Consider the following 20,274-nt stretch of genomic DNA (forward strand, 5'->3'; position numbering starts at 1 on the left):
TTCAACCCCTACAGCCGCAAAAATTCGCTCATGGCACGATCTGACAGATAGGGTAAATACTCATGACCGTATTCGTGATACACAAGCAATTCCTTGTCCGATACGATTTTATTGTACATCGCAAACTGTGTGGAAGGTGGGCAAATCACATCCGATAGCCCTGTCACGAATAGCACCCGTCCTCGAATACGGTCTGCTAAATGTTGAATGTCGATGTAGCCTAGACGGTGAAATACTTCGCTCTCCCGTACATGATTGGGATCAAACCAGCGAAAATAATAAACCAGTTCCTCATAGGCCGATGTCGTTGCATCCAGCGCCCAAGCTCTTTTATAATCCGACAGGAACGGATATACCGGTACCGCCACACGGACACGCGGCTCCAATGCAGCGCAGGCAACCGTTAGTGCCCCGCCTTGGGAGCAGCCAAATGCACCGATCCGTTCAGGGTCAACTTGCTCCATAGACATTAGAATGCGCACCGTTTGTACCGTATCCAAAAATACGTTGCGGTAATACAACCGATCCGGGTCCGGGTCGTCAATTCCGCGAATAATATGGCCGCGAACCGTCGTTCCCTGAACCTGCAAATTGTCCTCAGACAGCCCGCCTTGCCCTCGGCAGTCCATGGCCAGCACAGTGAATCCGTGTGCCGCATAGCTCACCTTGTCGAACCAGTCGCCACTGTCGCAGGAATACCCATGAAACATAGCCAAGGCTGGACCTTGTTCCGTAAGATGCTTGGGACGAGCCAGCTTCCCATGAACCCTCGCTCCGCCCACTCCAGTAAAATACAGATGGTAACACTCCACCAGCGGAGAGACAAATTCGGCAGGCTCCAGTGTATATTCCAATGGCTGTCGTTCCAGCTCCTGTAGCGCCCGTTCCCAGTACATATCAAAATCCTGCGGCTTTGGATTACTCCCCATATAGGACTGTAGCTGCTGTAAAGACATATCCTCCGGCATGTAAAATTCCTCCTACATCCGGCCTGACTCACGATCATCTGCGACTACTTCATCCGTCGCGATGACATACTTCATAATGTCAGATACTGTCGTGTATGCGATACCTACATACGTATCAGCGGCTCCATAATAAATCGCAATTCTTCCGGTGTCTGCATCATGCAGTGTAGCACACGGGAACACCACATTTGGCACAAAGCCACGCTCTTCATACCATTCCTCTGGGGTCAACACGAAGTTGGAGGAACGGTATTTGACTTTGGACGGATCATCCAGATCAAGAACAGCTACTCCCATGCTATATACCAGTCCATTGCACGTGCCTGTCACCCCATGATAGAACATCAGCCAGCCCTCTGTCGTCTCAATCGGTGCTGGTCCGCCACCAATCTTCACCGATTGCCACCAGCCCTGACCACCCTTGCTCATTACATGACGATGCTTGCCCCAATACACCAAGTCAGGACTTTCGCTCAGGAAAATATCACCAAACGGAGTATGACCACTGTCGCTCGGACGGGATAGCAACATAAAGTTTCCATTTAGCTTGCGAGGCAAAAGCACTCCATTGCGATTAAACGGCAAGAACGGATTTTCCAAGCGCACAAAGCTTTTGAAATCCTTCGTTTGTGCGATTCCCAGCGCTGCACCATAGAAATCTGTACACCAGATGATATAATACGTGTCTTCCACTCGAACCAGACGCGGATCGTAAGCATAATTAGGCTGATATTCATTTCCTTCCTCATCGACCATATGCAGACGCTCTGTCTCAATGTCCCAAGCCAGCCCGTCGTCACTCCAGCCGAGATGCAAATGCGGGCGTCCATTAATCGTTTCAGCACGGAATATCCCTACAAACCGTCCTTCATACGGAGCTACGGCACTGTTGAAAATACGGGCAATGCCAGGCACCGGATTTCGTCCAATGACCGGATTCTCAGTATGCCTCCATACTGGAGCCTCACTGCCTTCCGGCTTATCCTGCCAAGGCATTTTCGACAAGCTGTCTCCTACAATTCGTACGTTACCTACATCCAAATCCACATTCAATTTACTCATACTTAACTCTCCTCTCACCTAGACACTTCATTTTATTTTTTTCTATTTCACTGAACCCTGTGCAAATCCGTTATAGATATATTTTTGTAATGATAAAAATGCAACCAGCGTCGGAATAATCGCAATGATGATGCCTGCGCTAATGACTTCCCATTGCGAACCGTATGGCCCTTTAAACTTAAACAGTGCCGTCGATATCACCTGAAGGCTTGTTTTGGGCATATACAGGAACGGGGTGTAAAAATCGTTGTAAATATTAACACCCTTGATGATAATTACCGTCACAATGGCAGGCTTCAGCAGCGGCAAAATAATGCGCCAGTAGATGGTCAGATAGGAGGCCCCATCCAGCATGGCAGACTCATCCAGCGCCACCGCGATGGAATCCAGAAACTGAAGGAAAATATACACCGCGATAATATCGGTTCCTAAATACAGTAAAATGGCTGCCCAAGGTGTGTTAAACAGTTCCAGCTTGTTAATGATCTGGAATGTCGATACCTGTGTCGTCACCCCCGGAATGAGCGTGGCGAGTAAGAACGCACCCAGCATGAGACTTTTACCTTTAAATTTAAAGCGATTCAAAATATACGCGATCATGGAACCGGTCAACGTAGCCCCGATGATGGAAATCAGCAAAATAAAGGCTGTGTTCAAAAATCCGGTTAGCATATTTCCATCCACAAAGGCCTTGGCGTAGTTCGCCCAGTTCAGCCAGTTCACCGGGGGAGTCAGAGGACTGGTTGCCGCATATTCAGCCTTCGTCTTCAAAGATGCAAACAAAATCACAACAATTGGCAGTAGAGCAATGAACGCACCTAGCAATAGCGCACCATACTTGATGGTGTTTGCCAGTAATCTTTTTAGCTTATACATGATTAGTCCTCCTCCCCCCGAATCAGCAACCGCTGAAGCAGTGTAACAGCAACTACGATCAGTAGCAGAACAACCGCCATCGCTGAGGCTAAACCAACCTTGCTGTATTTAAATGCCACATCAATCGTCTGAATGACGAACGTCTTACTGCCGTTGGAGCCACCAGTCATAATGTAAGGAATATCGAATGCACTGATCGCGCCACTAATCGCCAAGATCAGATTCAGCTGCAAAATTCGCTTAATAGTCGGCAAAATGATAGAGCGGAACTGATGCCAGCGGTTGGCTCCGTCGATATCGGCTGCTTCGTACAGATCACTGGATATGGAAGAAATCGCACCTAGAAACACAATAAAGTTAAAGCCCATGTATCTCCAGATCGACGTACCAGCCAGCGAAATATTAATAATCTCCGGGTTGCCCAGCCACAGCTTGACATACGAACCCAATCCCATTGCCTGAAGCAGTGTATCAAGGGTACCGTCTGGCTTAAAAAAGAATAGAAAAATAAAACCAATCGCCACCCCGTTCATCAGGGAGGGAAAGAACAAAATGCCTTTAAAGAAATTTTTAAACCAGGTCTGAAAGCTGAGAATGGTTGCAAAATAAAGGGCCAAACCCATCTGTACAAACGTAGCTACAAAGTAATACAAACTGACCTTAAACACCGAGAAATACTCGGGGTCGGTAAAGATTTTGATATAGTTTTCAAAGCCCACATATTCCAGACGCTTACTATAACCATTCCAGTCCGAAAAGCTGTATTTAAACATATTGATCACCGGCAAGTACGCAAAAGTGACCAGCAGCGCCAGCGGAATAAATGAAAAGGCAACAATAATCGCTAATCTTTGTTTGGAGTAGCTGAGATTCGAAAATTTAAACATGCTGCACCTCCTGGCTATCCGTCCATCAACTGCCACTTCAATCTCTTCTTATGGTCAGTTCAGATGGCTATTTTGCTTCCTTGGCTGCCACTTCAGCACGCGCCTTCACCCATGCATCGTTCAGATCCTTCATAATGGTGTCATACGATTCCGGGCGGTTACCCACCGCTGCCTCAATAATTCGTTTCTTGAAATCAGGTTGCCACAAGCCGATTTCTCCCATTTTGTCGATTTTATCGACAATTCCTTCCTGCCCCTTCGGTGACGGAGTGAGCGCTTCAAAAACAACTCCCTCATTCTCATACTGCTTCAAAATGGCAGGCATTGCGGCACCCTTCAGCGGACTAATGCTGCCTGCCTGCTCTACAGCATAGTTGGACTTTTCGGTAAACCAATCCACCCAGGCACGGGCCGCCTCTTTATTTTCACTGTTTACATTAATACCGAGGTTAAAATCACCAGCCAGCGGTACAAGTACCTTGGAGGCATTCGTTGGGAAAGGCATGAAACCGATATCATCCTTGTTAGAAGCTACGCTTTTGATCTGATCAATCGCCCATGAGCCAAGCACCATCGTACCGATTTTGCCTTGAGCAAGATCCGCCTTGGAGGTCTCCCAATCCGTAGTCGTTGGATCTTTTTCAATCAGACCATTTTTAGCCGCATCGTACAGGACCTTGTACAGCTCATAGTGAGGCTGACCCTTCGTGAAATTATCATCTGTAGTCGGTTGTGTGACATTCACGTATTCCTTCGTACCTGCTACTGTTGCCAGGCTAGACTCCCACTGAGTCAGTGCCCAACCAGAGGCATAGTTGGTAAACAGCGGCACTGCCTTGGTTTTGTCCTTAATTTGCTGTAACGCTTTCAGGAATTGATCCGGTGTTTTAGGAATTTGTGTGATTCCTGCTTCCTTGAACACCTTTTTGTTATAAATCACACCCGAGTAAACCATCGCAATCGGAATACCGTAGCTGTTACCATCCACTGTACGTTCTTCAATGCCGGTATACTTGTTTTTCATCTCCTCATAAGTACCTAGAGGCTCGAAAAAATTGGGTAACTCTTCAATTGGAATGCTGCCAGGAATCAGCAAGACATCTCCGTAATCCCGAGTCCCCATCCGAATTTTAATTTGACCATCATAATCGGCCAATGCCTGAAAATTGACCTTCACGTTCGGATAAATTTTGTTAAATTCCTTGGCGTAATCCTGAAATACGGTATCCACAATATCTGTCCGCTGTGTGATCACCGTAATTTCCCCTTCCGGTCCCTTCGGATCAGAGCTGGTAGCTGGCGCATCCTTCTTTGAGGTACAGCCAGTAAACAGTCCCGCTAACAAAAGCACGGATAGTAATGACATTAAAACCTTGGACAACTTCATGAGACGACCCCTCCTGTTGTTTTGAATAAGGTTATCGTTAAACTAACAAAATCATTTTATTATGTTAGCGCTTACTGTGTCAATTACAATATTTTTTTGTAATAACAACACCCGAATGTTATGCAGAAACACAAATTAAGTATAGTTGACAGTTTATAAATACATAGATAAGATACCTTTTGTAAGGTTAACGATAAGCTAATAATTCATTTTCCGAAGGAGGCTTTGTCTCTTGGAAACACTAGTACACGAAATTAGACAGGAATGGCAGGAACACATACTCCCATTCTGGCTCGGCTTGAAAGATGAAGCGCATGGCGGATTTTATGGCGAGGTAGACGCAGATCTGCACATCCATAAACAAGCGGACAAAGGTGGCATCGCCACTTCGCGGTTACTCTGGTCTTTCTCAGCAGCAGCCCGTGTAACAGGGGAACGTGCCTATGCACATGCGGCACGACATGCCTTTACATTTCTGCAAAATCATCTGCTCGACCCGTTACATGGCGGAATGTACTGGATGGTGGACTACACCGGGCAACCTGTGGATACGTGTAAACATGTATACGCGCAGGCATTTGCCATCTATGCGTTGGCAGAATATGCACGAGCTACGGATGACCCGAATGCATTGCCACTGGCAATGAAACTGTTTCACCTCGTGGAGCAAAAAGGGTATGATCCTGCTCTCCAAGCATACGGAGAACAATATGATCGATCGTGGAACGAGCAGCCTAATGAGCTACTCAGCGAAAATGGAGTTACCGCGCATATTACCATGAATACGCATATTCATGTTTTGGAAGCGTATACCCAATTGCTGCGCGCCTACCCAAACGAAGAGGTTCGAGACGCACTGAAGAACGTGCTGGACATTTTATACCAGCGTGTTTACGATGCTTCCGCCCGGCGGTTGGGAGTATTCTTCGACCGCGAATGGCACTCTCTGCTTGATTTGACCTCATATGGTCACGATATCGAAGCCAGCTGGTTGATGGATGACGCCATGAATGTGCTGGGTTATCATCCATCCGAGTATGTGAATATGGTGGTGGATATTGCCAGCGCGGTAGCTGAGCGGGCTGTTCAGCCAGACGGATCGCTCATCAATGAACGGGAGGGAGAGCGGGTAGACACCACACGTATCTGGTGGGTACAGGCCGAGGCAATGGTTGGTTTTTACAATGCGTTTCAGCGGACACAGGATGAACGATTTTTGAAAATTGTGCGAAATCTATGGACCTATACCCGGCAGTATATCATTGATCCGCGCACCGGAGGCGAATGGTTCTGGTCGGTTCAAGCGGACGGTAAGCCTGACGCGAGAGAGATTGCAGGCCCTTGGAAGTGCCCATATCATAACAGCCGATTTTGCATTGAAATGCTGGAAAGGATGGATAAACAATGATTCATAACAAATACGATGAGCTGCTAGCGCAGCAAGAAGAACTGATTACGCGCCCCAATGAGGTTAAAACCTCCTTTTACAATGGTATCTATGAACGCTACCTCTATCCGGTGCTCACACGCCATCATGTTCCCATTCACTGGCGGTTTGATCTGGATGCACAAACCAATCCCTTTTTCATGGAACGACTGGGTGTCAATGCAGCACTGAATCCTGGAGCGATCTATCATGAAGGAAAATACATTCTTGTTTCGCGCACCGAGGGACTGGACCGAAAGTCATTTTTTGCCTTAGCAGAGAGCGATAACGGCATTGATCAGTTTCGATTCGTTGACGCTCCCTTAGTATGGGATGATATCGACCCGGAAGAAACCAATATGTACGATATGCGGCTGGTGAAGCATGAGGACGGCTGGATTTACGGTATTTATTGCTCGGAGAAAAAGGACCCTGACGCGCCATCCCACGATACCTCCAGCGCTGTCGCTCAGGCTGGACTGGTCCGCACTCGTGATCTCCGCACATGGACCCGGCTCCCCAACATCACTACCCAGTCCCCGCAGCAACGTAACGTTGTCCTGCATCCCGAATTTGTGGACGGCCAATATGCCTTCTATACTCGTCCCCAAGATGGGTTTATTTCGACCGGATCAGGCGGAGGCATCGCGTTCGGTCTCTGCAAAGATATTACACAGCCCGTGATTGAACATGAGACAGTCATTGACGAGCGCTACTATCATACGGTATACGAAGTTAAGAACGGCCAAGGTCCTGCTCCGATCAAAACGAGTCGAGGCTGGATTCATATCGCTCACGGGGTACGCAATACAGCCGCCGGGCTGCGATATGTGCTGTATACCTTTGCCACCAGTCTGGAAGACCCTACGCGCGTCATCGCCAAGCCCGGTGGGCATTTTCTGGCTCCTTATGATGAGGAACGCGTGGGTGATGTTTCGAATGTTATTTTCTGCAATGGAGCAGTCGTTAATGAACGGGATGAAGTCTTCATATACTATGCGTCCAGTGATACCCGTATCCACGTGGCGACGACCACGATTGCCCGTCTGGAGGACTATACTTTCAATACACCATCCGACCCATTGCGTTCTCTTGGCAGCGCCGCTGTCCGCCGTGAGCTGATCCATCGCAATGAAGCGCTATTGCAAGCAAGCAACCGTCCTTCCCAGCGGATCTAAGCCGTAAGCTTTATCATGCTTGCGGAACCATGTATACTATCCATAGAACAATTGTTACCCGCAGGCTAATCGTTGTTCTATGGGCAGCTATGCTGCCAATCCTTGTATCTTTACAGAGCAGCTGCACCGCTAAGCTAATTGAATTTCTACAAGCGGATAAGCTATTCATATTCACCCCAGCATTTTGCAACCGTTATCTGGATGTAGGCAAAATGCTTATCTTTTTACAATTGGAAGGCGGAACAGGAATGAAGAGCAACGTAACGATGCGGGATATTGCAGATAAGCTGGGAATAAGCAGCGTGACCGTGTCGAAGGCGCTCAATGACAAGGATGGGGTTAGCGAGGAACTCAAAGAACGTATTAAAACACTCGCGGGCGAAATGGGTTATCGTTTTAATACCGTTGCCAAGTCCATGAAAGAGGGGCTCACCTATAACATTGGTGTTGTCATCCCTGAACGTTTTACTGGTCCTGGCCAATCGTTTTATTTGCATATTTACCAGCAAATTTCACGGGCACTGGAGCCATACGGCTACTACGGTATCCTTCACATCCTCCATCGCGAGGACGAAGAGCAGCTTAATCTGCCACGTATCTATTACGACCGTAAGGTGGACGGCTTCATTCTTCTGGGCCAAGTGAGCAAGCCATATATTGAGCTGGTACAAACCATGGACCAACCTAAAATGTTTCTCGACTTTTATGATGAGCATGCCGATATCGACTCTGTGGTGACGGATAATTTTTACGGAGCCTACGAGCTAACCAATTATTTGATCGCCCAGGGACACCGGGATATTGCTTATGTGGGAAATATCTATTCCACCAGCAGTATTCAGGATCGTTTCCTCGGCTACTATAAATCCTTGCTGGAGCACAGGTTGCCCCTCCGTAACGAGTGGGTACTCAGCGACCGGGACGACGAAGGGTCCTATGTTGAAATGGCTCTGCCTCAGCTACTACCGACCGCCTTTGTATGCAACTGCGATCAGGTCGCTCACAATCTGGTGCACCAGCTGATTGGTCTGGGATACCGCGTACCCGAGGACTGCTCTGTGGTCGGCTTTGATAACGATGTATACGCCACGCTTATTGTTCCGCAACTGACCACGGTCGGAGTAGACATAGAGCAAATGGCACGTACGGCGGTGGATTCAATAATGAAAAAAATAAGCCATCCCGGCAGTCGTTTTGGTCGAGTCCTTGTACAGGGTCATATTGTATATCGTGATTCCGTGCAGCCCCTTGAGAGGTCATGATCCGTGAATATTCCACAACCAAAAGCCGCTCAGCATGTCGCTGGAGCGGCCTTTGACGTTTATAAACTTTGCAGCGTAATCATGGGCTTACCCCTCAATTAAGAGCGCTGGGCGACAAAGGAATTGCCCGTCCGATTGAGAATCGGCAGCATTCGCATTTCCTGTCCCATCGTGGCTTGGCAAAGTGGACAAGCCGGCTCGCTCAAAAAGGTAAAATCCGTTCTCATCCATCCGTTGCAACCCTCGTTGGTACACGACCAAATAGCCGTATTTTCCTCTGGAATGATTTCCGGGGCCTGGCGTCTGTACATCTATATCCCCCCTTGGTTGTTATAGGGGAACATCCCCTGTCGGCATACTGTTAATTCCGTCCTGTGCGGGTATTAATATGCTCCAACCTACGGAAAATATGCGTATTTTACCAAAATTCTTATTTGCGGATAGCCTTGGTCCAGAAACCACCATGAAATTGCTTTGGCTCCACCGTAATGACAAAAGCCTTGGGATCCAGCTCCAGGATAGACTGATACAGCTTATTCTGGTTTTTACGCTTGGCCAAAATCTCCATTACGAGGCGTTCTCCATCACGTCCACTGCCCAGCCAGGCTGTAACGCCGTACCCTTTGTCTCGCAGCGCATTGGCAATTCCTCCATTGATCTCATTGCTGATCACCTTCACGGTGACATAACCGAGCGCTATTTTTTCCTCAATCCACGCTCCAATAAGAATCCCCACTGCGTAGCCTATAGCGTATACCGCAAGACTTGCCACTTGATCCAGATACTTAAGCACGACATTCAAACCCAACACATAAACTGTAACTTCCACGGTGCTGATGAGTGCAGCAATGTACTTCTGTCCTTTCAGCGTCAAAATCATGCGCAGTGTGTACGCCGATACATAAATAAGTTGAATAACGAGAATAAACAATAAAATTTTGAGCATACGCTCACCCCTTATTTCACGATCTAGTTGACCCCGTCCCCAACATTATGCCCCTGTCTGTGAACTACAGCCTCACGTTTCGTATTACCCTCGCTCGGGTAATGACTAACTACAGCATGCTGAATGAAAGTTTGATTATATGAGGAGGGCTATACCATGAAGGATAACGGAATTAGCGATAAAATCAAAGGTAATGTAAATAAAGCTAAAGGTGAAATCAAGGACCAAATCGGGAACGCCACGGATAATAAGTCCCTTCAAGCTGAAGGTAAATTGGATAAAGCCAAAGGTCACCTTCAGGAAACAGCAGGAAAACTGAAGGATCACAAATAGTCCAACTTTTGATACCCTAACGCACTGTACTCCAAACAAGTCTTGCTGTCTTGTACAGCGGACTTGTTTTATTTTGTTCGGTTACTTTTGGAAAAATATTTACGCAAACAGGGCAACTTTTACAGTCGCTTTTGCGTCTAACTAATATAAGCACAACCAATAACAACCCTTCCAACCTGTTGGATTTTGTATGTATTAATGTTACTCTAGTCTATGTATCAAGCTATAATTCTTAAATAAAGGGGTAGACCAACGAATGAAATCATTGAAGTCCATGAAGAAACCTGTCATCATCACTGCCGTGTCGGCCTTGGCCATCTCCGGGGCTCTGTTCAGCCAATCTACATATGCTGCACAAGTAACTAAGCCGATCCAAGCAGTATATAACAATATTAAAATTATCTATAACGGAACCGAGGTTGCCTCGGATGCTAAAACAGAACCATTTCTGCTGGATGGCGTGACGTATATCCCGCTGAAGCTGGCAGGTACAGCTTTGGATAAAAAAGTAACATGGGATGGCACAAACAAACGCGTAGTCATTGCTGATAACGGCGTTCCTATTGATCAGTCTACGGTTACAGCACTGAACAACCAGATTACGACGCTGACTCAGGAACTGAACACAGCCAAAGCAGCGAACACGACGAAAGACGCTACCATTGCTCAGTTGCAAAAAGACAATCAGACGCTGAAAGATACAGCTAGCAAAAGTAGCACCGATACTTTGAAAGATCTTGAACGTCAATTGAACAGAGACTATCGCGACACAAATAACGCCAATGCAGATATTACTCTGAAAGGTGATAAAAACGATATTACTGTGACTATTGAGTTGACAGAAAGTAGATGGAACGATATTTCGAGTAGCAGACAAAAATCCTACCTAGAAGATATTTCGGAGGATATTTTAAAGACCTTTAAAGATGCTGATATTGAAGGAACCGTTAAAAACTCAAGTAACGGAAACAAACTTGCAACCTTTGACTCCGATAGTAAAGGGAATGTGGATATAGAAAAACTATCCTCCAAAATTGATCTGAGCGAGATCAAAAGGGTCTTGCTCAACGACTTTGATCGTAAATATAACAATGTTTCCATAGACTTTAGCGTAAAGGGCGACTCTAGTGAAGTCACAGTGGATGCGTATGTTAAAACAGATGATTGGAACAGTCTAACCTACTACCAAAAGAATAGAATCCAAGAAGATATTATTTCAGACATTAGAAATAAAAATGTATCACGTGTAAAAGGTGTTGTTCATTCAAACGAAAACAATAGCACACTGGCGACATTCAATTACTAAGTTGAATAAATACTAGAAAATAAGAGATCTTCTAAAAAATAAGACAGGGAAAATAACTCCCCTGTCTTATTTTCATTGTTTCATCTTTAAAAATCTGAACAATTATTGAATCAACCTGCCCACAGAAGTAATGTATTTTATATAATCACTATCCGCATTAGTTGTACCGATATTTTTTGTATAAATCAAATGACCTGCACTGGTTATTTTGACTTTGTGAAATGAACCGGGTTTAGAATAAGGATCTACACTATAAGTCCCTTTGCTATACACAATCATAGGATTAAAGTCAATTTGTTTGAAGACAGGCGATAAGTCACTCTTATAAGTAGCATAAATATTCAATACACCCTGCTTTTGATCCCAGTCAAAGGAAGTAAGGTCAAACGCATTCGCGTCAATGACTCGGGCTAAGTCTTGTCCCATAAATCGCATAAGAACTGGACTTTCCGTAAAGCTATCATGTCTTAGCTTCAATAAACCACGCTTCGAGTCCCACTCCATCTGCGCATCTGTATCTTTCAACAAAATGGAAACCGGCAAAAACATCGCGTTGCTTTTCATGATGGGGACTGTGTCCATTGTCACCGGCTCACCGTTAACCGATATTTCGGGTGAGCCGATCGTAGCCGTTACATTACGCCCCAACAAATCAACAGCAGCGGTTTTGCTCGCTGCGTTGTAAGTTACTTTACCACCCAGTATATCCCCAGCTACTTGGAGCGGTATAAGCAGTCTCCCCTTTGTATCCACAAAAGGCGAGGCAGGATAGGTGTATAAAACGTAATGATCATTGACCTTCAGGTGTATGGGGGTCTTGGCCTGAGCCGATGTTGAATTGGAGAATGCGGTAGCAAAACTTAGTGCAATCATAATACTGATTAATAACCTGATTTTCATTATGCCCTCCTAGTGATTTTGTTTAGGTTCAAAATCAAAATTACGGCTAAGGATTCCAGTTGAGTAAGCTTAATGTGGAAAAACACCTGTCAAACCACATGTTGTAAGTCCCAGCCAACAACAAAGGAAATGACAGATGCTTTCAGTATATTTTAGCTTGAGCCATCGTTTAGCTATTGTTCTTATCGGTTTGGATTTCTGATCCACACACTTGTATCAAAATGAGTAATATAATCGGTGGGCCAATCAATCGTACCGAACCACTGACTTCCATCCCAAAAAGAGTAATCCCTATAGTTATCCCATGGATAATAATAATCCGAATTGAATTTCGAGACTACCAAATCTGAAAACTCTCCACCGATAGCACTTCCATAAATATTACTACCATCAAAGTTATCTTTCGCTATTGCCGTCACTCTCTTAACAGACATAGACGAGAGGTCCGAGGAGTTAAAAGAGGTTTGCATAACGACAATTTGATTGTAGTAGGCTAACAGATAAGCGTTATAGGTACTATTATCAATATAAAATTTAACTGAATTATACCCCTCCCCATTTACCCACGTCTCTATAGAATATTCATAGCCTCCATTTTTAATGAAGCCTTTGTATCTTTTTTGGCCCGTTTGAAAGGAAAATCCCCCCTCAACCTTTTTCCCATTCTTCGCATCAAAACCATAATATACCCATGGCTGTTCGTTTACTCCTAGATCCCTAACCGTTGGCAAGATCACACGTGCATTAACCCCATCAAAACCGTCATAATCCAATTGAACCCTTGAAAAAGCTCCAGTCGTTCCTCCACTCACTTCCCATGGATTGGGGTTTCTTTTACTTGATATGGATATATCATGTTTGTTCCCTGATTCGCTTATAGAACTTGCTTCTGTATAAGTAGCATCCGTTACACTATCCTCTTTTGATTCAACTTTATCCGCCATACCTACATAACCTTTTTCTGAGCTGTATACTTCTCCATCGAGCGTAAGATATATGTATTCCGATTTGTTAAGCTTCTCCAGATTTTGTTGTAGATCACTATTACTTTTACTCTTTAGTGATGTACTATCCGCTGTATTCAGTAGTTCAGCAATAGATGCTTTTGGATTAACGGCAATCTGGTGTTCTTGAAGTTCATGGACAATGGCCCGCTGTTTGAGATTTTCAAAAAATGCAGCATCGTACTTAGTTGCCTTAGGCTCCGCATAGGCGAAGCTTCCCGAGAATGCGGAACACATGAGGATAGTTGCTAACCCCACGCCAAAAAACTTATTTTTCCTAAACATACACAAACCTCCTAGTTATTTTTCGAAACTAGCATACTCCCACAAATATATAACGTCAACCATAATTTATAATTTTTTCCTAAAAAGATAACATGTCATTTTACATATCATAGTGTATAGAAGATCAACTACGTATCAAAAAAGAAAGTGTGAAATAGCGCAACTGCTTTTGGATGCCGAGACCTTTCCTACAGCTATGTAATTCATAAATACATTAATAATATTTATAAATATAAAGGAATTTTAGCGATGAAAGCAGAATATATCACTGTATTCCACTTTAGAAAGGGGTAAATGTATACGATGAAAAGATTGCTTAAACGTAGAGCCAGGTCGAGCATTGCATTAACAATGACTTTATTATTGGCAATTGCAGCCGTACCATTAGGTACACTGGACGCCGCAGCAGCGGAGCCGAACCAAAACAAGAAGCAGGATGTGCCGACCTTCTCTAATGTATCGGTTCACGATCCTTCGATTGTCAAAGACGGTGACACTTATTATGTGTTTGGGTCGCATATCGCCGCAGCGAAATCAAAAGATCTCACAAACTGGACTTCTTTTGCAAACGGTTACACTACGCCTGGGAATGCCCTTTACGGGGATTTATCGAAGAATCTGGCCGGATCTTTCGCTTGGGCGGGTGAGAATGATGCGGACAGCAAAGGAGGATTCTCGGTATGGGCGCCCGATGTGTTTTGGAATGAGCATTATGTCAATAAGGATGGCACAAAAGGGGCCTACATGATTTATTATAGTGCCTCCTCCACCTATATACGCTCCGCGATCGGCATTGCCGTTGCCCCCAACATTGAGGGACCCTATCAATATGTGGATACCATTGTGAACACTGGTTTTACAAAGGAGACTGCATTCGATAAAAATAGCAAAGTAGATAAAAAGTGGACCAATACGCCGATTCCACAACTCATTAATGAAGGCAAGCTGAAGGGTCCCAGAGCAGGATGGTTTAACGCCGATGGTTCTTATGCGAATCGGGTGTTCCCGAATGCAATCGATGCAGCAGTCTTTTATGATACAGACGGGCGCTTATGGATGACGTATGGGTCATGGTCCGGAGGCATTTTTTTGCTGGAGCTGGATAAAGCAACTGGCAAACCGATCTATCCAGGCCAAGATGGAACGACGGAGGATGGCCGGTTGATTGATCGTTATTTTGGCACCAAGATTGCAGGTGGATACGGTGAGTCCGGGGAAGGTCCGTATATTGAATACAACTCAAAAACGGGTTACTACTATCTGTATGTAACCTATGGCGGACTTGCAGCTGACGGTGGATATAACATGAGATTATTCCGTTCCAAGAGTCCGACAGGACCTTATAAGGATGCCAAAGGGCAGAATGCTGTTCTGCCAGCAAACACCAAAAATTCAGCCTATGGCAACAAATTAATGGGTAACTTCTTGTTCGATAGCCAAATAGGCGATCCAGGTACAGGTGTGGGCTACGGCTATGTATCTCCTGGGCATAACTCGGTGTACACCGATCCTGCTACCGGACAAATGTTTGTTGTCTTTCATACCCGATTCCCTCAGCAGGGGGAGACTCACGAGCTGCGTGTACATCAAATGTTCATGAATAAGGATAACTGGCCTGTGGTAGCTCCTTACCGTTACGGTGGCGAGACGCTTACAAAGCTGGATGAGAAACAATTCATTGGCGATTATCAATATATTAACCATGGTAGTGATTCTTCGGCGACAATCAAAAATACGCAGTTCATTCAGCTGAAAGCAGATCACACTATTAAAGGCGATGTGCAAGGAACATGGCACAAGTCGGGGGATGCGAATATCCGACTAACACTGGATGGCACTGTGTTTGATGGAGTATTCCTGAGACAATGGGACCAGGTAACGAATCAATATATTTTGGCGTTTACAGTTCTATCGAATAAAGGCGAAATGGCCTGGGGTAGTAAGTTCCCTGATATGCCGGATATGACAGTCGTGAACAGTGTGTATCGTGAATTAGATCTTGGCGATACGAGCCGGGTGACGGCTAATCTGACGCTTCCGAAGGAAGGCAGTCGCCAATCCGCGATTATCTGGAAAACTTCAAACCCAAGCGTCATTTCTGATACTGGTGAAGTCAAGCGCCCCGGGATCGGTGAAAAGGCTGTATCCGCTACTTTGACGGCTTCCATCACCAAAGGAGACAGCAGTCGGGATAAAACTTTTAACATTACGGTAGCTCCTTATGAGAAGGCAACATTGACCGCTTCATACCCATTTGAAAATAACCTAAAGGATCAGAATGATGCTTTTGCCAATGGTAAGGTTACTGGTGACCGGATCGATCGTCAGGGAGGAAGTGTATCCTACGCTGAAGGCGTAAGGGGCCAAGCTGTAGTCCTTGATGGACAGTCAGGTATTGCTCTGCCTGAAGGACTCATATCCAGCTCAGCCTATTCTGTGTCACTGTGGGTGAAGCCCAGCGAGTTGACTGTCCATACACCAACTTTTTTTGGAGCTATGGATAGCAACCACTGGGTTAGCCTTCTGCCCAGAGGACCCGAGGAGGATAATACGATGGTCTGGTCCGGCAGCTCAACTTGGTATACTGGCAGTACGGGCCTGAAGATCAAAGCCAATGAATGGACACATCTGGCCTTCACTGTAGATCGTGGGGTATTAGAGGTGTATGTGAATGGCAAAATTCAATTTACCGGCTCAAAGTTCCCGGATGTCTTTACCTCTAAATCTGGAACATTCAGCCTAGGGGTCAATTGGTGGGACCCTGCGTTCAAAGGATCTATAGATGAGCTGAGTATATTTGAAGGCGCGCTCCCTCCTGCACAGGTGGAAGAGTTAGCCATGATGAAGTGAATTAAGACTATTTGTGAAATGTGTAAGCATTGCTAGTTTCGAAGAATGAAAAAAAGAGAGCGCTGAACAGCGCTCTCTTTTAATAAACCATATAAATATTAATAGGCCAGTGCAAAAAGTCCTTTGATATGGGACAGGTAACGGATGTTACTGCCTTCTTTCATCAAAGTAGCTACAGCGCCTTTCAGTTGGGTGCCATTCGCGCCTACAGTACCGATCGCGTCTGTTCTTCCCAAGCTGCCCAGTGTACCGGAGAACACTGGCGTAAAGCGTTCCATTTTCGCTCCGTTGAAATAAGCGAAGATGTTGTAACCAACTAATTCACCCATTTGCCAAGCCAACTGTGCAGTTGGAGGGTATGGACGCTCGCCTTCACCTGGGAACACTACTGCGCTGTCGCCAGCGAGGAAGATGTCTTCGTGGGAAGTCGATTGCAGTGCGCCATTCACAGTTGCGCGACCGCGGTTTACTTCAATACCAGATGCGCCAACCAGTGCATTACCTTGTACGCCGCCTGTCCAGATCAGTGTGTTCGTTTTGATCGAACGTCCGTCTTTCAAGAGAACTTCGTCAGCTTTCATTTCTGTAATCGGAACACCCGCTACGATTTGAACGCCACGTTTTTCAAGGCTTGTTACTGCACGATCAACCAATGGTTGAGGGAAGCCTGCCAAAATAGATGGTCCAGCTTCTACGCAATACAAGTTGATATCTTCGTAGTTGATGCCTTTTTCACGGCAAACTGCAGGCAGTTTGTCAGCATATTCGCCCACCAGCTCAACGCCAGTCAGACCGCCGCCACCGATAACAATGGTAGCGTCCGCTTTGTTACCGGATTGCTTGTAAGCATCCAGACGAGCTTCCACATGTGCACGGATGCGATTAGCTTCTGCCACTGATTTCAGTGTGAAGCTATGCTCTTGCAGCCCCGGAATACCGAAGTATGCCGTTTCACTGCCCAGGGAAATAACGAGAGCGTCATAGCTCAACGTAGCACCACTGGCCAGAGTTACTTTCTTATCGTCCGGTTTGATTTCGGAAACAGTATCCACTTTCAGGATAATATCTTTGTTACGCAGCAGTTTTTCCAAAGGAAGCGCCACAGCTTTTTCGGCAATCGTACCTGCCGCCAAACGGTGCAGTTCCGTAATAATTTGGTGCGACGCAAAGCGGTTTACCACTGTAATGGTTGCTTGGCTAGCGTCCATATGCTGGCGTGCTGTAAGAGCGGCCAGCAATCCGCCGTATCCGCCGCCCAAGATCAAAATTTGCTTCGACATGTCCATCCTCCGTTCTCGATCAGGTAATTATTTGCTTTCGCGTTGGCGCTCATTCAGAATATCCAGGAAAGCCTGGCTGAAACGCAGCGTTTTTTGTACATTAGGATCTTTAAGCATTTTGAGCAGGCCAAACAGACCTACACTGCCGTCCGTAGTTTGTACACGGTCATTTGCTTCAATTGCAGCAGAAGCCAATCCTTTAGCCGAATCTGTAACAGGCTTCACAAACTCTCCCATGGAGTTTTTCATATCTCCGATAAAGACAGGGTCAGTTGCCAGACTGCGGGCTACATCATAAGCATCGGTCATCAAAGTAACCATCTCAGTCAACTTTGGCAGATTCTCTACCAGTACGGTCAGCGATTGCTGAACCTCCGGTTTCATCAATTGGTCCAATACATCCCGAGACTCTTTGGTAGCTTCTTGTGTTACGGCCACCTCTTGTTGGTTTTCAGACATGCGTGAACGTCCTCCTTTACTGTGAAAATAGAAGTCCATTCCTTTCTCGTAACCTGCATCATAAACTCTAGCAATAAAACGTTCAATGAATTCGCCCTTAAACATGCAAGAAGCACAGCTTAAACCGGCCTATACCCTAAAGGGCAAGACTGATGATCGCAGATGCCAATTGTATATTGCTTGGACGTTATTCTGTTGTTGTTACTGCTGCGGAATATCTCACGAAGCGCTCCCTCGTGACTACAACAGGCCGAAACGGAACCCTATACCTCTATATTACACCTTTCACAACCCAATCGTCGAAGAAATTTTAAATTTGCACAAATTTCTGCAAATTTTTTATTGTTATTTTAGATAAAAATTAGAATAAGCACGATTTTTGTCTAATTTTACCTTAAAAAAAGGGGCATTTTATACTAGAGATGGGTAATAGAGAGAGTGAGTTTCTGTTCATTAATATGAAAACCAATACAAAACATATTCCTACGGAGGGTTGAACGATGGCTAAAACATTTGCAGATATGGTTCAAGAAGCGAGGCAGCACGTTCAGGGCATTACTTCACAGGAGGCACGTCAGCGAATTGAATCCAATCCAGATACATTCGTTATCGACGTACAGGATTCTCATGATGCAGGTGCTTGCGGCCTAATTCGCGGTAGCGCCAATATTTCACTGGGTATGCTACCCATCCGCGCTGACCTGGACGTTCCACAAGATTTGCGTGATGAACGCTTACGTGACCGCAACCGCCCGATTATCACCACCTGTGGGGCAGGCGGACAAGCTGCATTGGCAGCTTATATACTGCAACAGATGGGCTTTACCAATGTGGCCTTTATTGAAGGCGGAACAACAGCCTGGAAGGAATCTGGCTTTGAAGTAGAGCTGTATTAAGGGAATGTAGCCAATTCCCCAGCAAATCGTCCTAGGTGCGTAAGGTGTCCTCAGAAGCATCGGAAGCACCAGAAGGTTCAAAATCATCCGGAATCGGCAGTGGCACGCCAGACTCGATAAATTCCTCTACATCACGGGCTGCTTTAACTTGATTGCACTCGTTGCAGGCGCATACGCAATTTACTGGCGTGGTGTGTCCACCTTTAGCCCGTGGAAGTAAATGATCAATCGTGTCGCCATAGCCACCGCAAAAAAAGCACGTATAACGGTCACGTTTAAGCACATATTGGCGAAATTCCTTGTTGCTATAAAGTCTGCGGACCGTGTACGGATTTACAATCACCGCCATGCGTTCTCTGACCAGAGTCATCGCCAAATCAAGCTCAATCTCCTGATGCCAGCGTCTCCCTTGGTCGGTTTTGCCTCTTAGTCGAATCATACCATTGCGATTAAGCCGCAACGCACGGGTATCCGCAGGCTTCAGCCTGCTAAGCAAATGACGAACCCGTTGCCGATGGCGCTCACGCGCTTTGTCCGTGACGGGCTTCCTACGGGGGCGTTGGGAATCATTAGAAGGCTGCGCGGACGCTTCCAGACCGTACGCAGTCGTACCTGCTTCGGAGCTATGCCGCTCCACAGGAGCAGCCAAGGGCTTCATTTCCTCATGGGAAGGAGCGGACGTAACCGCCCGTTCTTGCGGGACTAACCCCCGACAGGAACGACAAGGACCACGCCGGGAATAAGGCCCCGCCCGGCGACCGGTTCTGCGCTGAAAGTCTGTTAATGGTTTTATCTCCTGACAATACGTACATTTTTTCATCAGCGGTTCTCTCGCTTCATCCTTATTCTGCTGCGGATCTGTCACGTTCATCCCTCCTTCCCTTTCTTGTTCGAGCTTATGGTTTGCCCGAAATCCGAACTATAGCTAAGTTAGATTCATTTTACCGTTTTCACGTTTCCTTTTCTAGC

19 protein-coding genes are annotated in these 20,274 nt (G+C 45.9%); 7 read left to right on the top strand and 12 right to left on the bottom strand.

Annotation, left to right across the window (positions count from 1 at the left end; genetic code table 11):
• Positions 1-8: 8 nt before the first annotated feature.
• The 5 genes from ACUC6J_RS23545 to ACUC6J_RS23565 form a co-directional block, all read right to left on the bottom strand.
• The gene (locus ACUC6J_RS23545; RefSeq protein WP_447249507.1) at positions 9-968 is read right to left on the bottom strand and encodes an acetylxylan esterase; all 960 of its coding nucleotides are present in this window, start codon (positions 966-968) and stop codon (positions 9-11) included.
• 12 nt (positions 969-980) lie between these two features.
• Positions 981-2,030: a glycoside hydrolase family 130 protein gene (locus ACUC6J_RS23550; RefSeq protein WP_016822703.1), complete on the bottom strand. Its 1,050-nt coding sequence runs from the start codon at positions 2,028-2,030 to the stop codon at positions 981-983.
• Between the two features lie 42 nt (positions 2,031-2,072).
• The gene (locus ACUC6J_RS23555; protein ID WP_016822702.1) at positions 2,073-2,906 is read right to left on the bottom strand and encodes a carbohydrate ABC transporter permease; all 834 of its coding nucleotides are present in this window, start codon (positions 2,904-2,906) and stop codon (positions 2,073-2,075) included.
• A 2-nt stretch (positions 2,907-2,908) separates the two neighbouring features.
• A complete protein-coding gene (locus tag ACUC6J_RS23560; RefSeq protein WP_016822701.1) occupies positions 2,909-3,793 on the bottom strand; it encodes a carbohydrate ABC transporter permease in 885 nt (294 codons plus the stop codon).
• Positions 3,794-3,860: 67 nt separating this feature from the next.
• Positions 3,861-5,180, bottom strand: a complete 1,320-nt coding sequence (locus tag ACUC6J_RS23565; protein WP_016822700.1) for an ABC transporter substrate-binding protein — start codon at positions 5,178-5,180, stop codon at positions 3,861-3,863.
• A 232-nt stretch (positions 5,181-5,412) separates the two neighbouring features.
• Between ACUC6J_RS23565 and ACUC6J_RS23570 the strand changes: the two genes are divergently transcribed.
• The 3 genes from ACUC6J_RS23570 to ACUC6J_RS23580 all read left to right on the top strand — a co-directional run bounded on the left by ACUC6J_RS23570 (position 5,413) and on the right by ACUC6J_RS23580 (position 9,046).
• Complete coding sequence (locus tag ACUC6J_RS23570; RefSeq protein ID WP_447249508.1) at positions 5,413-6,588, top strand: AGE family epimerase/isomerase; 1,176 nt, start codon at positions 5,413-5,415, stop codon at positions 6,586-6,588.
• The gene (locus tag ACUC6J_RS23575; protein WP_017426153.1) at positions 6,585-7,784 is read left to right on the top strand and encodes a glycoside hydrolase family 130 protein; all 1,200 of its coding nucleotides are present in this window, start codon (positions 6,585-6,587) and stop codon (positions 7,782-7,784) included. Before ACUC6J_RS23570 ends, ACUC6J_RS23575 begins: the two co-directional genes overlap by 4 nt.
• Before the next feature lie 248 nt (positions 7,785-8,032).
• Positions 8,033-9,046: a substrate-binding domain-containing protein gene (locus ACUC6J_RS23580; RefSeq protein ID WP_026065364.1), complete on the top strand. Its 1,014-nt coding sequence runs from the start codon at positions 8,033-8,035 to the stop codon at positions 9,044-9,046.
• Positions 9,047-9,144: 98 nt separating this feature from the next.
• Here ACUC6J_RS23580 and ACUC6J_RS23585 read toward each other — a convergent pair whose 3' ends face one another.
• Both ACUC6J_RS23585 and ACUC6J_RS23590 read right to left on the bottom strand, forming a co-directional pair.
• Positions 9,145-9,357: a cold-shock protein gene (locus ACUC6J_RS23585; RefSeq protein WP_016822696.1), complete on the bottom strand. Its 213-nt coding sequence runs from the start codon at positions 9,355-9,357 to the stop codon at positions 9,145-9,147.
• Positions 9,358-9,476: 119 nt separating this feature from the next.
• Positions 9,477-9,992 carry a DUF2179 domain-containing protein gene (locus ACUC6J_RS23590; protein WP_013373641.1) on the bottom strand — a complete coding sequence of 172 codons (516 nt, stop codon included), beginning with the start codon at positions 9,990-9,992 and terminating at the stop codon, positions 9,477-9,479.
• A 156-nt stretch (positions 9,993-10,148) separates the two neighbouring features.
• Here ACUC6J_RS23590 and ACUC6J_RS23595 point away from each other — a divergent pair, with 156 nt between their 5' ends.
• Positions 10,149-10,325 carry a CsbD family protein gene (locus ACUC6J_RS23595; RefSeq protein WP_013373642.1) on the top strand — a complete coding sequence of 59 codons (177 nt, stop codon included), beginning with the start codon at positions 10,149-10,151 and terminating at the stop codon, positions 10,323-10,325.
• Between the two features lie 256 nt (positions 10,326-10,581).
• Positions 10,582-11,631, top strand: a complete 1,050-nt coding sequence (locus tag ACUC6J_RS23600) for a stalk domain-containing protein (RefSeq protein WP_025676705.1) — start codon at positions 10,582-10,584, stop codon at positions 11,629-11,631.
• A 102-nt stretch (positions 11,632-11,733) separates the two neighbouring features.
• Here the strand turns inward: ACUC6J_RS23600 and ACUC6J_RS23605 are convergent, their stop codons facing one another.
• On the bottom strand, positions 11,734-12,531 hold the full coding sequence (locus ACUC6J_RS23605; protein ID WP_257126438.1) for a copper amine oxidase N-terminal domain-containing protein: 798 nt from the start codon (positions 12,529-12,531) through the stop codon (positions 11,734-11,736).
• 182 nt (positions 12,532-12,713) lie between these two features.
• On the bottom strand, positions 12,714-13,820 hold the full coding sequence (locus tag ACUC6J_RS23610; protein WP_257126439.1) for a hypothetical protein: 1,107 nt from the start codon (positions 13,818-13,820) through the stop codon (positions 12,714-12,716).
• 303 nt (positions 13,821-14,123) lie between these two features.
• Here ACUC6J_RS23610 and ACUC6J_RS23615 point away from each other — a divergent pair, with 303 nt between their 5' ends.
• Positions 14,124-16,670 carry a LamG-like jellyroll fold domain-containing protein gene (locus ACUC6J_RS23615; RefSeq protein WP_447249509.1) on the top strand — a complete coding sequence of 849 codons (2,547 nt, stop codon included), beginning with the start codon at positions 14,124-14,126 and terminating at the stop codon, positions 16,668-16,670.
• A 98-nt stretch (positions 16,671-16,768) separates the two neighbouring features.
• Here ACUC6J_RS23615 and ACUC6J_RS23620 read toward each other — a convergent pair whose 3' ends face one another.
• Positions 16,769-17,950 carry an NAD(P)/FAD-dependent oxidoreductase gene (locus ACUC6J_RS23620; RefSeq protein ID WP_013373647.1) on the bottom strand — a complete coding sequence of 394 codons (1,182 nt, stop codon included), beginning with the start codon at positions 17,948-17,950 and terminating at the stop codon, positions 16,769-16,771.
• Positions 17,951-17,977: 27 nt separating this feature from the next.
• The gene (locus ACUC6J_RS23625) at positions 17,978-18,409 is read right to left on the bottom strand and encodes a DUF1641 domain-containing protein (RefSeq protein ID WP_017426146.1); all 432 of its coding nucleotides are present in this window, start codon (positions 18,407-18,409) and stop codon (positions 17,978-17,980) included.
• Between the two features lie 500 nt (positions 18,410-18,909).
• Here ACUC6J_RS23625 and ACUC6J_RS23630 point away from each other — a divergent pair, with 500 nt between their 5' ends.
• Positions 18,910-19,305 carry a rhodanese-like domain-containing protein gene (locus ACUC6J_RS23630; protein ID WP_017426145.1) on the top strand — a complete coding sequence of 132 codons (396 nt, stop codon included), beginning with the start codon at positions 18,910-18,912 and terminating at the stop codon, positions 19,303-19,305.
• A 31-nt stretch (positions 19,306-19,336) separates the two neighbouring features.
• On the opposite strand, the gene ACUC6J_RS23635 is transcribed toward ACUC6J_RS23630, so the two are convergent.
• Positions 19,337-20,170 (bottom strand): HNH endonuclease, encoded by an 834-nt coding sequence (locus tag ACUC6J_RS23635; RefSeq protein ID WP_045244720.1) that lies wholly within the window; start codon positions 20,168-20,170, stop codon positions 19,337-19,339.
• Between the last annotated feature and the right edge of the window lie 104 nt (positions 20,171-20,274).

The sequence above is a fragment of the Paenibacillus sp. JJ1683 genome (assembly GCF_053006485.1).

Coding starts and splice junctions, on each gene's coding strand:
- ACUC6J_RS23550 (WP_016822703.1), bottom strand. CDS start 2,030: ATGAGTAAATTGAATGTGGATTTGGATGTAGGTAACGTACGAATTGTA.
- ACUC6J_RS23630 (WP_017426145.1), top strand. CDS start 18,910: ATGGCTAAAACATTTGCAGATATGGTTCAAGAAGCGAGGCAGCACGTT.
- ACUC6J_RS23610 (WP_257126439.1), bottom strand. CDS start 13,820: ATGTTTAGGAAAAATAAGTTTTTTGGCGTGGGGTTAGCAACTATCCTC.
- ACUC6J_RS23620 (WP_013373647.1), bottom strand. CDS start 17,950: ATGTCGAAGCAAATTTTGATCTTGGGCGGCGGATACGGCGGATTGCTG.
- ACUC6J_RS23615 (WP_447249509.1), top strand. CDS start 14,124: ATGAAAAGATTGCTTAAACGTAGAGCCAGGTCGAGCATTGCATTAACA.
- ACUC6J_RS23590 (WP_013373641.1), bottom strand. CDS start 9,992: ATGCTCAAAATTTTATTGTTTATTCTCGTTATTCAACTTATTTATGTA.
- ACUC6J_RS23575 (WP_017426153.1), top strand. CDS start 6,585: ATGATTCATAACAAATACGATGAGCTGCTAGCGCAGCAAGAAGAACTG.
- ACUC6J_RS23625 (WP_017426146.1), bottom strand. CDS start 18,409: ATGTCTGAAAACCAACAAGAGGTGGCCGTAACACAAGAAGCTACCAAA.
- ACUC6J_RS23580 (WP_026065364.1), top strand. CDS start 8,033: ATGAAGAGCAACGTAACGATGCGGGATATTGCAGATAAGCTGGGAATA.
- ACUC6J_RS23585 (WP_016822696.1), bottom strand. CDS start 9,357: ATGTACAGACGCCAGGCCCCGGAAATCATTCCAGAGGAAAATACGGCT.
- ACUC6J_RS23605 (WP_257126438.1), bottom strand. CDS start 12,531: ATGAAAATCAGGTTATTAATCAGTATTATGATTGCACTAAGTTTTGCT.
- ACUC6J_RS23555 (WP_016822702.1), bottom strand. CDS start 2,906: ATGTATAAGCTAAAAAGATTACTGGCAAACACCATCAAGTATGGTGCG.
- ACUC6J_RS23595 (WP_013373642.1), top strand. CDS start 10,149: ATGAAGGATAACGGAATTAGCGATAAAATCAAAGGTAATGTAAATAAA.
- ACUC6J_RS23565 (WP_016822700.1), bottom strand. CDS start 5,180: ATGAAGTTGTCCAAGGTTTTAATGTCATTACTATCCGTGCTTTTGTTA.
- ACUC6J_RS23600 (WP_025676705.1), top strand. CDS start 10,582: ATGAAATCATTGAAGTCCATGAAGAAACCTGTCATCATCACTGCCGTG.
- ACUC6J_RS23560 (WP_016822701.1), bottom strand. CDS start 3,793: ATGTTTAAATTTTCGAATCTCAGCTACTCCAAACAAAGATTAGCGATT.
- ACUC6J_RS23545 (WP_447249507.1), bottom strand. CDS start 968: ATGCCGGAGGATATGTCTTTACAGCAGCTACAGTCCTATATGGGGAGT.